An 11,205-nucleotide genomic window follows, 5' to 3' on the forward strand; every position below is an offset into this window, starting at 1 on the left:
ATGTATCCCTTAAGCATTCCTGAAAGTTCCCCATGCGAATCAGCCCAATCTCTATCGGTCAGACCCTGCGTCCCATGGCCCCTGTGATCAACCAGATCGACCGCGTGGAAAAACGAACAGCCCCTGAAGCCTTGACGGGGCGAGGCCGGGTGTCTTCGTCAGACAAAAGCGGGAAAGCAGGCAAAAACAGGCGTTTGGGTCATCAACGCAAAAAGATGGACTGGAATGGTCTGAGAGAAGCGGTGGACGTTTTCGCTTGAATTTCTAAACCAAAAAGCCCACAGTCGCAAGACTGTGGGCTTTGAATTTGGTGGAGATAGGTGGACTTGAACCACCGACATCAGCATTATGAATGCTGCGCTCTAACCAACTGAGCTATATCGCCGAAGCCGCGCATTATAGACCTAAAACGCGGTGACTTTCAAGCCCCCTCGGTTTCAGGCGTGCTTGAACACGGCCGCGCGCTTGTTGACGAACGCGTCCATGCCTTCTTTCTGGTCTTCGGTGGCGAACAGCGCGTGGAACAGGCGGCGCTCGAACATCACGCCGTCGGCCAGGCCGCCTTCAAAGGCACGGTTGACCGATTCCTTGGCCGCCATCACCGCCAGTTGCGAGAACTGGCTGATCTGCAGGGCCGCGCCCAGGGCTTCGTCCATCAGCTTGTCCAGCGGCACCACGCGGCTGACCAGGCCAGCGCGCTCGGCTTCGGTGGCGTCCATCATGCGGCCCGTGAGGGCCATGTCCATGGCCTTGGCCTTGCCCACCGCGCGGGGCAGGCGCTGCGTGCCGCCGGCGCCGGGGATGATGCCCAGCTTGATTTCCGGCTGGCCGAACTTGGCGTTGTCGGCGGCGATGATGAAGTCGCACATCATGGCCCGCTAGCAGCCGCCGCCCAGGGCAAAGCCGCTGACGGCGGCGATGACCGGCTGGCGCACGCTGCGGATGGCTTCCCAGTTGCGGGTGATGTAGTCGCCCTTGTAGGCGTCGGCGAAGCTGTACTTGGCCATGGCGCCGATGTCGGCACCGGCGGCGAAGGCTTTTTCGCTGCCGGTCACGATCATGCAGCCGATGCCGTCGTCGGCGTCGAAGGCCTTGAGCGCGGCGCCCAGTTCGTCCATCAGCTGGTCGTTCAGCGCGTTCAGCGCCTTGGGGCGGTTCAGGGTGACGATGCCCACGCGGCCTTCGGTGCGCACGGTGATCAGTTCGGGGGTGGCGGCTTCGCTCATGGGGTTCCTCGGGTGGTGGAGATGATTGACGTGAACGTCAACTATAGCGGCCGCCGCAGAGCGCGGCCACCCAAGGGAAAACATTAACCGACCGATGGGTCGGTTAATGGTAGATTGCCAGCCAGACCCCGAAAACAGAGCGCTGCCGACGTGTGGCGCCAGGAGACACACACCCATGAACGCCCCAGCCACGGGCGGCACCGTGCTCTACGAAGCACGCGGCGCCGTCGTCCTGCTCACGCTCAACCGCCCCGACGCGCTCAACAGCTTCACGCGCCAGATGCACCGCGACCTCTGGGCCGCGCTGGACCGCGCCGAGGCCGACCCGGCCGTCCGCGCCCTGGTGCTCACCGGCGCCGGCCGCGGTTTCTGTGCCGGGGCCGATCTGGCCGAGTTCGATTTCGAGCCCGGGCCGGACCTGGTGAAGCGTGCCGATCCCGGCCCGGTGATCGACCAGGCCTTCAACCCGACGGCCCGGCGCATCCAGTCGCTGCGCTTTCCGGTCATCGCCGCGGTCAACGGCGTGGCAGCGGGTGCCGGTGCCTCGCTGGCCATGACCTGCGACATCGCCATCGCCGCGCCGGGCGCGAGCTTCATCCAGGCCTTCAGCAAGATCGGCCTGATCCCCGACGCGGGCGGCAGCTGGTTCCTGGTCGAGCGGCTGGGCCTGGCGCGCGCCATGGCGCTGGCCATGACGGGCGACAAGCTGCCCGCCGCGCAGGCCAAGTACTGGGGAAAGATCTGGGACGTGCAGGACGACCCGCTGACCGCTGCCATGGCCATGGCCGAGAAGCTGGCCGCCATGCCGACCAAAGCCCTGGTCGCCACCCGTGCCCTGCTGCGCGATGCCAGCACCCGCACGCTCAACCAGCAGCTGGACGCCGAGCGCGACACCCAGTCGGCGCTGGGCCAGACGCACGATTACATCGAAGGCGTGATGGCGTTTCGCCAGAAGCGCGCGCCGCAGTTCAAGGGGGAATGAGGATGACCCCCGAACAACGTGCGAAGCGGGTGGGCGAGTCGATGTTCGCGGCCGATGTGGCCGCGCGCGAGACCATGGGCATGGAAATCGTCAGCGTGGCGCCCGGCCGCGCGGTGCTGCGCATGGCCGTCAAGCCGCTGCACCTCAACGGCCACAAGATCTGCCACGGCGGCTTCATCTTCACGCTGGCCGACACCACCTTTGCCTACGCCTGCAACAGCTACAACAAGAACGCGGTGGCCGCCGGCTGCAGCATCGAGTTCCTCAAGCCGGGTCACGACGGCGACGTGCTGACCTGCGAAGGCGTCGAGCAGGCGCTGCAGGGCCGCCACGGCATTTACGACATGAAGGTCACCAACCAGAAGGGCGAGGTGGTGGCCATGTTCCGCGGCAAGAGCGCGGTGATTCCCGGGCAGGTGTTTCCGGAAGAGGAGGGCGCATGAACCACTTTCCGCTCGAACCCATCGAGAAAGCCAGCGTCGACGAGCTGCGTGCGCTGCAGCTCAAGCGCCTGCAGGCCACGCTGCGCCACGCCTACGCCAACTCGCCGGTCTACCGGCGCAAGTTCGACGAGGCCGGTGTGCACCCGGACGACTGCAAGAGCCTGAGCGACCTCGCGAAGTTTCCCTTCACCACCAAGCAGGACCTGCGCGACGGCTACCCCTTCGGCATGTTCGCGGTGCCGCGTGAGCAGTGCGCGCGCATCCATGCGTCCAGCGGCACCACCGGCAAACCCACCGTGGTGGGCTACACGCTCAAAGACATCGACACCTGGGCCACGGTGGTGGCGCGCAGCATCCGCGCCAGCGGTGCCCGGCCCGGTGAGATGGTGCACGTGAGCTATGGCTACGGCCTGTTCACCGGCGGCCTGGGCGCGCACTACGGCGCCGAGAAGCTGGGACTGACCGTGGTGCCCTTCGGCGGCGGCCAGACCGAGCGCCAGGTGCAGCTGATCCAGGACTTCCGGCCCGACATCATCATGGTCACGCCCAGCTACATGCTGGCCATCGCCGACGAGTTCCAGCGACAGGGTCTGGACCCGCGCGAAAGCAGTCTGCGCATCGGCATCTTCGGCGCCGAGCCCTGGACCAACGACATGCGCGTGGCCATTGAAGCGCGCATGGACATCGACGCGGTGGACATCTACGGACTGTCGGAAGTGATGGGGCCGGGCGTGGCCAACGAGTGTGTCGAGACCAAGGACGGTCCGACCATCTGGGAAGACCACTTCTACCCCGAGATCATCCACCCCGAGACCGGCGAGCCGGTGCCCGATGGCGAGATGGGCGAGCTGGTCTTCACCAGCCTGACCAAGGAAGCGCTGCCCATCATCCGCTACCGCACGCGCGATCTCACGCGCTTGCTGCCGGGCACCGCGCGCACCATGCGCCGCATGGAAAAAATCACCGGCCGCAGCGACGACATGATGATCGTGCGCGGCGTCAACGTCTTTCCGACCCAGATCGAAGAACTCATCCTGCGGCGGCCCGAACTGACCGCGCACTACCAGTGTGTGCTCACGCGCGAGAACCACATGGACTGCCTCACGGTGGCGGTCGAGACGCGGCCCGACCTCTCGCCCGAGAGCATCGAGGCGCGCGCCGCGGCCGAGCTGCTGCGGCATGAGATCAAGGTTTACGTGGGCAGTTCGGTCGAGGTGCAGCTCAAGCCCGAAGGCGGCGTGGAACGCAGCCAGGGCAAGGCCAAGCGGGTGGTGGACCAGCGCCAGAAATAGAGCGCCCACGCTCCGCCGCTGCGCGGGTCGCTGCCCCCCTGGGGGGCTGATCCGGCTTGGGGCGGCCCGGCGCCGGATCGTCGGTGGTCAGGCCGCTGGCGCCAGCCAGCGTGCCAGCAGGCCCGCGTCGCCCACCGTCAGGCGCACGGCCTGGGTGTCTGCGGGCCAGTCCAGCGCACAGCGCAGCAGGCGCCGGTCGCGTGAGACGAGGGCGGTCAGCTTGTTGCGCTGGCCGCGCAGCTGGGCCACGTCGTCGAGCTTCATCACGCGCCAGCTCTCGGTCGGGGCGCCGCGCTTGGCGGGCGCAAATTCCACGCCCAGCCATTCGTCACCCGCGGCCATGCCGGCGGCTTCCGCGGCGCCGCCGCGCAGCACGTTCTTGAGGATGAGGCCGCCCGACTCGCCCACGCGCAGGCCCAGCTGCTGTGCCAGCGGCGCCTTGTCCTGGTGTATCTTGGCGCCTTGCGGCGCCAGCAGGTCCAGCACCGGCAGATCGCCAGTGCCGTGCACCCAGTCGCGCAGCTCGCGGTCGAAGGCGCGGCCGCCCAGGCGCTTGAGCGCGCGGGCAATGTCCGCTTCCTTGATCGGGCCGCCGTTGCTGCGCACCCAGAGTTCGCGCATCACGTCGTCCAGCGTGCTGCGGCCTTCGGCGCGCAGCGTCAGGTCCAGGCACAACGCCACCAGCGCGCCCTTGGTGTAGTAGCTCACCGTGGCGTTGGGCGTGTTTTCCTGCACGCGGTAGTACTTCAGCCAGGCGTCGAAGCTGGCCTGGGCCACGCTCTGCACGCGCTGGCCAGGGCTCTGCTGCACCTGGTTGAAGGTCTTGGTGACCAGGGCCAGGTAGGTGGCGTCGTCGATCAGGCCGGCGCGGCGCAGGAACAGGTCGTCGTAGTAGCTGGTGAAGCCCTCGAAGAACCACAGCAGCTCGGTGTGGTTTTCGGTGTCGTAGTCGTAGCGCGCGAACTCGGCCGGGCGCAGGCGCTTGACGTTCCAGGTGTGGAAGTATTCGTGGCTGATCAGTCCCAGCAGCGTGGTGTAGCCGTCGGTGGCTTTGAGCGGTGCCGTGGCTGGGCGTGGGGGCAGGGAATCCGGCGCCGGGCCGACCCAAGCCGGATTCGCGCCCCCTTGGGGGGCAGCGACCCGCGCAGCGGCGGAGCGTGGGGGCAAGTCCGTCCGCTGGGCGATGAGCGCTGTCGAATTGCGGTGTTCGAGTCCGCCGTAACCGTCGCCGCTGGTGTGCAGCATGAACACATAGTGGTCAAACGGCGGCTTCTGGTCGCCGTGCCAGAAACGGATCTGGGCTTCGCAGATGCGTTGTGTGTCGGCCAGCAGGCGGTCGAAGTCGACCCAGCCGCCGGCGCCGCTGACCACGAAGCGGTGCGGCACGCCGCAGGCGTCGAAAGTGCCGCTCCAGAACGTGCCCAGCTCCACCGGGCAGTCGGCCAGTTCGTCGTAGTCGGCCGCTTCGTAGCGGCCCACACCCGCGCCGTCCACCGCCACGGCGCGCAGGCCGGTGGCCACCTGCCAACCCGCGGGCAGGCCCTCGGTGGCGATGTCCAGCGTCTGCGGCTGGCCTTCCTGGCCGATCACGCGCAGGCACAGGCTGGTGGCGTTGAAGAAGCCGCGCGTGCTGTCCAGGAAGGCGGTGCGCACCGAGGCGTCCAGCGCGTAGACCTCGTAGTGCAGGGTCAGGGGCTGGGCCGGGTCGGCGTCGGCCTGCCAGGTGTTCTTGTTCAGCTGCCGCAGCGGCACCGGTTCACCGCCCTGGGTGGCCCGCAGGTGCTGCAGGTGCTGGGCGAACTCGCGGATCAGGTAGCTGCCCGGGATCCACACCGGCAAGGCCAGGCGCTGGCGTGCAGCCGGTCGGGCGACGGTCAGGGTGACGGCGAACAGGTGGGCCTGGGTGCTCTGCACCGCCACGCGGTACAGCACCGCCGGCGCGGTGGGGGCCATGGCCGCGCGGACGGAGCGGGCGCGCGTGCTCACAGCGCCCCCGCGCCGATGAAGCAGCTGACCGCCGCGATGGCCGAGAGCCGGAAGCGCAGCGTGAGCCAGGCCTGCAGGCCGGCGCGGGCGTAGAGGGTACGGTCGGCCAGGTAACACACGATGAGCACGAAGCCCAGCCAGGCCAGGCCGGCGAAGGCGGGCATGAGCAGGCCGGGCCAGGCCAGCAGCGAGGGCACGATGCCCCAGAGGAAGTGGTTGCGCTGGGCGTGGTGTGCCGTGGCCTTGCCGGCCGCCACGTGCCCCGCCAGCCAGCCGATGCCCCAGTGGATGCCGCCCAGGAAGGACGCGATCAACGCCGCGTAGGCCGTCAGCGCGATGGCCACCCAGGCCTGGAGCTCCACCTTGACCAGCCAGAGCAGGCCTGCCAGCAGCACGAAGGGGATGAGCCCCGCGTGGCCCAGGGTGCGGATCAGGGCGGTGTCGTTCGGGTCGTGGAGGGGGGCGCTGGCGGTGGCGGTCATGGGGCGGTCAGGCGGTGTGAAGGCCTCGGGCGGTGCCCGAGCGCGTGGGGCAGGAGGGGTTCACACCCGCTCAGGGTTGGGCGTCGGTGAGGAATTTCTCCACGCGGTCGGCCCCGATGGCGCCGGGCACGCGGGTGCCGTCGGCAAAGATCATGGCCGGCGTGCCGGTGATGCGGATCTTTTTGCCGTACTCGAAGTTGCGCGCAACGGCGGCGGTGTCGCAACTGGCGGTGGGCGGCGTCACGTCCCGGACCATCCAGTCCAGGAAGGTCTTGGCCTTGTCTTTGGCGCACCAGATGTTGCGCGACTTCTCGCCCGAGTCGGCGCTGAGGATGGGGTAGAGGAACACGTGCACGGTCACGTTGTCCACCTTGATCAGGTCGCGCTCGAATTTCTTGCAGTAGCCGCAGTTCGGGTCTTCGAACACCGCCATCTTGCGTTTGCCGTTGCCGCGCACGATGGTGAAGCTGTCCTTGAACGGCAGGTCCTTGAAGGCCACAGCGGTGAGTTTTTCTACGCGCTGCTCGGTCAGGTCGGCGCGGGCCTTGGTGTCGATCAGCGAGCCCTGGATCAGGAAGTCGCCTTTTTCGTCGGTGTAGAAGATGTCGCTGTGGTTGATGCGCACCTCGTACAGGCCGGGCATGGGCGTCTTGCTGACCTCGTCGATCTTGGGCAGGTTGGGCAGGCGCTCGGCCAGGTTCTTGCGGATGGCGGCTTCCTGTGCCAGCGCGCCCAGGGACAGGGTGGCCAGCAGGGCCAGGAGGGTGGTGCGGATCGGTTTCATGGGTGCGGCCCGTGGGCGTGAAGTGAAAACAAAAGGACAACGAGCGTGCTCAGCCCGCGTGCCCCATGGCCTGGCGGGCCAGCCAGTGTTTGAGCGGGCCCAGGCGGTCCACACCGCTCAGGCCCCAGTTGCGCAGCGCCTGCACGCGGCTGTCGGTCTGGTTGAACAGGCCGAACAGCCCGTCGGTCAGCCAGCCCATGGCGCTCACGTCGGCCTGCCGCGCGCGTTCGTAGCGGCGCAGCAGCCGCGGGTCGCCCAGCTCGCGCCAGAACTCGCGCGCGTGCAGCACCCGCGCCAGCTCGGCGGCGTCGGCCAGGCCCACGTTCAGGCCCTGGCCGGCCAGCGGGTGCATGGCGTGGGCCGCGTCACCGGCCAGCACCACACCACCCCCGCTGGCGCCGCGGGCGATCCAGCGCTGCGCGCGCGACAGTTCGAGCGGCCAGGATTGCGCCGGGCTGTCCAGCGCCATCTCGCCCAGGGCGTGTCCACAACGGTCCTGCACGGCTTGCGCCAGCGCTTCGGGGGCGGCGGCGGTCCACGCATCGGCTTGCTCAGCCGGGACAGACCACACCAGCGCCACAGAGTTCCCCTGCGCGCCGCCCAGGGGCAGCAGGGCCAGGATCTCGCCCTGGTGGAACCACTGCCGGGCCACGCCGCCGTGCGGCTGGGCGCAGCTCAGGCGCGCGGCCACGGCCTTGTGCGGGTAGGGGCGCACGTCGTAGTCGATGCCCAGCTCGGCTCGGGTGGCGCTGCGGCGGCCTTCGCAGACCACCGTCAGCGGCGCGTGGGCCGGGGCTTCGTCCAGGCAGGTGATGCCGGCCTGGAAATGCACCGCGTGCGCCAGGCGCTGTTCCAGCGCCGGCACGTCCACGATCCAGCCCAGGGCCTCGGTGCCCTGTTCGGTGGCCGAGAAGCGCAGCGCACCGCTGCCGTCGCCCTGCACCGCCATGGCGGTGACGGGTGTGACCGAGGGCAGGGCCTCGCCGCTGTCGCCCGGGGCGCCGCCTTCGGGCCAGGCGCGCACCGAGCGCAGCAGCTCGCGCGCGGCGGTGTTGATGGCGTAGGCGCGCACGTCGGGGCCGGCCGCAGCGGGGCGGGGCAGGCCCACCAGCGCCACCTTCAGGCGGTCGCGCGCCAGCAGCAGGGCCAGGGTCTGGCCGACGATGCCGGCGCCGCGGATGACGACGTCGTGGCGCCGGTGGGAGCCGGTCTGGGAGGGGCTGGAGGACATGGAGGGATTTTAGGAGGTGGGCACAATCGCCCGGTTGCTCGTCCACCATACCCCTGACCCATGAACCACCCCGCCGCCCAAGCCGACATCCAGGCCGACGTGCAAGCCTCCATCGCCCAGCTGTGGATCCATCCCGTGAAATCCTGCGCCGCGGTGTCGGTGCAGGAAGCCGAGCTGACGCCGACCGGCCTGGCGTGGGACCGCGCCTGGATGGTGGTGGACGCCGAGGGCGAATTCGTCACCCAGCGTGAACTGCCGCGCATGGCGCTGGTGCAGCCGTCGTTCAAGCTGGGGCAGCTGGTGCTGCGCGCGCCGGGCATGCTGGCGCTGCACCTGTCGCTGGAGGCGGCCGAGTACCCGCGCCGCGTGCGGGTGTGGGACGACGCGGTGGACGCCTGGGACATGGGCGACCTGGCGGCGCAGTGGTTCAGTGATTTCCTCGGGCCGGACGCGCCGGCCGACCTGAAGCAGCTTCGGCTGGTGCGCTTCGACCCGGAGGTCCAGCGCCTGTGCAGCGCCAAATGGACCGGCGGGCGGGAGGCGGTGACCCAGTTCGCCGACGGCTTCGGGGTACTGGTGGCCAGCACCGCGTCGTTGGACGAACTCAACGAGCGGCTGGCGAAGGCCGGTGAGGCGCCGGTGGACATGCGGCGCTTCCGGCCCAACATCGTGCTGGGTGGCGTCGAGTCGGCGGACGAGGACCGCATCGGCGCCTGGCGCGTCCACACCGACGGCGGCGTGGCGGCGCTGGAAAACGTCAAGCCCTGTGCGCGCTGCCCGATCCCGAACATTCACCCGGAGACCGCCGTGTCGTCGCCGGCGGTGGGCGACGCGCTGCAGGCCTACCGGCAGGACCCGCGCCTGAACGGCGCCATCACCTTCGGCATGAACGCCATCGTGCTCGAAGGCGACGGGCTGGTGCTGCGCGTGGGGCAGGTGGTGTCGGCCGACTGGCGATTCGACTGATCGGCTCCGGTCAGCAGGTCAGGCAGACCGTCTTCGATCCCGACCAGTTGCTCATCGGCCCGCTCAGGTCCATGCCGCGGCGGATGGCGGTCATCTCGGCCACGATGCTCATGGCGATCTCCGGCGGTGTGAGCGCGCCCAGGTTCAGCCCGACCGGGCCATGCAGCTTGGCCGCCTCGTCTTCGCTCACGTCGAACTCCAGCAGTCGCTCGCGCCGCTTGGCGTTGTTCTGCAGCGAGCCCAGCGCGCCGACGTAGAAGGCCGGCGTGCGCAGCGCTTCCATGAGCGCCAGATCGTCCAGCTTGGGGTCGTGCGTCACGGCCACCACCGCGCTGTGCTCGTCCAGCCGCATCGCCAGCACCAGGTCGTCGGGCATGGTGGTGGACAGCGTCACACCCTCCATGCGCTCCCAGCCCTCGTGGTATTCCACGCGCGGCTCGCACACCGTCACCTGGTAGTCCAGCATCACCGCCATGCTGGCGAGGTAACGCGAGAGCTGGCCGCCACCGATGACCAGCAGGCGCAGGCGCGGGCCGTGCACGGTGGTCAGGGTCTGGCCGTCGAACTGCACGCGGTCACCCGCGTCGGTCGGGCTCAGGCCCGCCACGCCGGTGGCCATGTCCAGCCGGCGCTGCACGCGCTGGTGGCCTTCGATGGCGGCCAGCAGTTCGCGCAGCTGCGAGGCCGGCGAGAGCGGTTCCAGCACCAGCTGCACCGGGCCGCCGCAGGGCAGGCCACAGCGCCGTGCTTCCTCGGCGGTCTCGCCGTAGGTCGTTGTCTCGGGCTTTCGCAGCGCCAGCTCGCCGCGCGCCACACGGCCGATCAGGTCTTCCTCGATGCAGCCGCCCGAGACCGATCCGGCCACATGGCCGTCGTCGCGGATGACCATGAGCGAGCCCGGCGGGCGCGGGGCCGAGCCCCAGGTGCGCACCACCGTGCCCATGACCACGCGCTGGCCGCGCGACTGCCAGTCCAGGGCGGTACGGATCACATCGATGTCGAGGCTGTTCATGGGGCGTCGCTCCGTGCAAGGGGAATGGGGAGGGGCGGCGTCGCGCGCCACCCGGAGACCAGCAGCGCCACCAAGGCTGCGCCACCGAGGAAACCGTAGCCGAGTTGCTGTGCCGCGGGGCCGGCGGTCGGGCTGAGCCAGCCCACGGCCAGCAGCAGGGCCGGACCGCCCAGGGACCAGCCCAACGCCACCGCGCCGTGAGACGCCCAACGGGACACGCCGGCCCGATGGCGACCCGCGTGCACCGACCAGGCCAGCGCCAGCAGGCCCATGCCCACCAGCCCGTTGGCGGCGCTGCTGCCGGCGAGCAGCACGCCCGCCCCCAGCGCCAGCAGCGCCAGCGGCAGCCGTTCGGCCCATGGGGTGGTCAGGTGGCGCGGCACCAGATCGAGGCGGGTGAGGGCGGGCAGCGCCGACATGAGCCCGAGGTGGATCAGAACCACCGCCGCAGGCGACACACCGGCGGCTGAGCACCAGGCGTTGCTCAGCCAGAGCGTGCCCATCATCAGGCCCATGGCGGTGGCGGGCAGGGCGCTGGCGGCGGTGGGCGCGAGGTGCTGTGCGGCGGGCGCTGGCGCCCAACGGCTCAGCAACGCCGTGCACAGCAGCACCAGCGGCGCGGCCCACAGGCTGTCGCTCACGCCCGGCACGCCCGCGGTGCACAGCGCTGTGAGCGCAGCGGCCAGCAACGGTGGCCAGCCCGACCAGCGGCGGCGGCAAGCGCCGCGCGCCAGCGGCACTTCCAGGCACGCCGACCACACGGCCCAGACGGCGGCCAGCACCAGCAGCGCCGAGTGGCCC

General features: G+C 69.6%; 11 protein-coding genes, 1 tRNA gene and 1 pseudogene. 5 read left to right on the forward strand and 8 right to left on the reverse strand.

Annotated features, from left to right (window positions below):
- Positions 1-74: 74 nt before the first annotated feature.
- Entirely contained in the window at positions 75-260 is a 186-nt protein-coding gene (locus ACR2JA_RS18275; protein ID WP_434010494.1) for a hypothetical protein, read from the forward strand.
- A gap of 48 nt (positions 261-308) precedes the next feature.
- Here the strand turns inward: ACR2JA_RS18275 and ACR2JA_RS18280 are convergent.
- Positions 309-385: transfer RNA gene (locus ACR2JA_RS18280), tRNA-Met, on the reverse strand.
- A 52-nt stretch (positions 386-437) separates the two neighbouring features.
- Positions 438-1,226 (reverse strand): annotated as a pseudogene (locus ACR2JA_RS18285) (enoyl-CoA hydratase).
- 175 nt (positions 1,227-1,401) lie between these two features.
- On the opposite strand from ACR2JA_RS18285, the gene ACR2JA_RS18290 reads away from it, so the two are divergent.
- From ACR2JA_RS18290 to paaK, 3 genes are read left to right on the forward strand one after another with little or no spacing between them, the layout of a single operon-like run.
- Positions 1,402-2,208 (forward strand): enoyl-CoA hydratase-related protein, encoded by an 807-nt coding sequence (locus ACR2JA_RS18290; protein WP_434010495.1) that lies wholly within the window; start codon positions 1,402-1,404, stop codon positions 2,206-2,208.
- Between the two features lie 41 nt (positions 2,209-2,249).
- Positions 2,250-2,651 (forward strand): hydroxyphenylacetyl-CoA thioesterase PaaI, encoded by a 402-nt coding sequence (gene paaI / locus ACR2JA_RS18295; RefSeq protein WP_434010504.1) that lies wholly within the window; start codon positions 2,250-2,252, stop codon positions 2,649-2,651.
- The gene (paaK, locus tag ACR2JA_RS18300) at positions 2,648-3,943 is read left to right on the forward strand and encodes a phenylacetate--CoA ligase PaaK (RefSeq protein ID WP_434010496.1); all 1,296 of its coding nucleotides are present in this window, start codon (positions 2,648-2,650) and stop codon (positions 3,941-3,943) included. Before paaI ends, paaK begins: the two co-directional genes overlap by 4 nt.
- 87 nt (positions 3,944-4,030) lie before the next feature.
- Here paaK and ACR2JA_RS18305 read toward each other — a convergent pair whose 3' ends face one another.
- The 4 genes from ACR2JA_RS18305 to ACR2JA_RS18320 all read right to left on the reverse strand — a co-directional run bounded on the left by ACR2JA_RS18305 (position 4,031) and on the right by ACR2JA_RS18320 (position 8,426).
- A complete protein-coding gene (locus tag ACR2JA_RS18305) occupies positions 4,031-5,896 on the reverse strand; it encodes a M61 family metallopeptidase (RefSeq protein WP_434010497.1) in 1,866 nt (621 codons plus the stop codon).
- A gap of 29 nt (positions 5,897-5,925) precedes the next feature.
- The gene (locus tag ACR2JA_RS18310) at positions 5,926-6,411 is read right to left on the reverse strand and encodes a DUF3429 domain-containing protein (protein ID WP_434010498.1); all 486 of its coding nucleotides are present in this window, start codon (positions 6,409-6,411) and stop codon (positions 5,926-5,928) included.
- 70 nt (positions 6,412-6,481) lie between these two features.
- Positions 6,482-7,195: a DsbC family protein gene (locus ACR2JA_RS18315; protein WP_434010499.1), complete on the reverse strand. Its 714-nt coding sequence runs from the start codon at positions 7,193-7,195 to the stop codon at positions 6,482-6,484.
- A 49-nt stretch (positions 7,196-7,244) separates the two neighbouring features.
- The gene (locus ACR2JA_RS18320; protein WP_434010500.1) at positions 7,245-8,426 is read right to left on the reverse strand and encodes an FAD-dependent monooxygenase; all 1,182 of its coding nucleotides are present in this window, start codon (positions 8,424-8,426) and stop codon (positions 7,245-7,247) included.
- A gap of 60 nt (positions 8,427-8,486) precedes the next feature.
- On the opposite strand from ACR2JA_RS18320, the gene ACR2JA_RS18325 reads away from it, so the two are divergent.
- A complete protein-coding gene (locus ACR2JA_RS18325) occupies positions 8,487-9,392 on the forward strand; it encodes an MOSC domain-containing protein (protein ID WP_434010501.1) in 906 nt (301 codons plus the stop codon).
- A 10-nt stretch (positions 9,393-9,402) separates the two neighbouring features.
- Here ACR2JA_RS18325 and ACR2JA_RS18330 read toward each other — a convergent pair whose 3' ends face one another.
- Together ACR2JA_RS18330 and ACR2JA_RS18335 are read right to left on the reverse strand one after the other, a co-directional pair.
- The gene (locus tag ACR2JA_RS18330) at positions 9,403-10,404 is read right to left on the reverse strand and encodes an XdhC family protein (RefSeq protein ID WP_434010502.1); all 1,002 of its coding nucleotides are present in this window, start codon (positions 10,402-10,404) and stop codon (positions 9,403-9,405) included.
- Positions 10,401-11,205, reverse strand: an 805-nt coding sequence (locus ACR2JA_RS18335) for a hypothetical protein (RefSeq protein WP_434010503.1), incomplete at its 5' end; no start/stop codon positions are given. The genes ACR2JA_RS18330 and ACR2JA_RS18335, both read right to left, overlap by 4 nt.

Origin of the sequence: Hydrogenophaga sp. (genome assembly GCF_051007235.1) — a bacterium.
Classification (GTDB): Bacteria; Pseudomonadota; Gammaproteobacteria; order Burkholderiales; family Burkholderiaceae_C; genus Hydrogenophaga.

Bases quoted from the DNA above. Each gene is read 5' to 3' on its own strand.
- ACR2JA_RS18275 (WP_434010494.1), top strand. From the start codon at position 75: ATGGCCCCTGTGATCAACCAGATCGACCGCGTGGAAAAACGAACAGCC.
- ACR2JA_RS18290 (WP_434010495.1), top strand. From the start codon at position 1,402: ATGAACGCCCCAGCCACGGGCGGCACCGTGCTCTACGAAGCACGCGGC.
- paaI (WP_434010504.1), top strand. From the start codon at position 2,250: ATGTTCGCGGCCGATGTGGCCGCGCGCGAGACCATGGGCATGGAAATC.
- paaK (WP_434010496.1), top strand. From the start codon at position 2,648: ATGAACCACTTTCCGCTCGAACCCATCGAGAAAGCCAGCGTCGACGAG.
- ACR2JA_RS18305 (WP_434010497.1), bottom strand. From the start codon at position 5,896: ATGGCCCCCACCGCGCCGGCGGTGCTGTACCGCGTGGCGGTGCAGAGC.
- ACR2JA_RS18310 (WP_434010498.1), bottom strand. From the start codon at position 6,411: ATGACCGCCACCGCCAGCGCCCCCCTCCACGACCCGAACGACACCGCC.
- ACR2JA_RS18315 (WP_434010499.1), bottom strand. From the start codon at position 7,195: ATGAAACCGATCCGCACCACCCTCCTGGCCCTGCTGGCCACCCTGTCC.
- ACR2JA_RS18320 (WP_434010500.1), bottom strand. From the start codon at position 8,426: ATGTCCTCCAGCCCCTCCCAGACCGGCTCCCACCGGCGCCACGACGTC.
- ACR2JA_RS18325 (WP_434010501.1), top strand. From the start codon at position 8,487: ATGAACCACCCCGCCGCCCAAGCCGACATCCAGGCCGACGTGCAAGCC.
- ACR2JA_RS18330 (WP_434010502.1), bottom strand. From the start codon at position 10,404: ATGAACAGCCTCGACATCGATGTGATCCGTACCGCCCTGGACTGGCAG.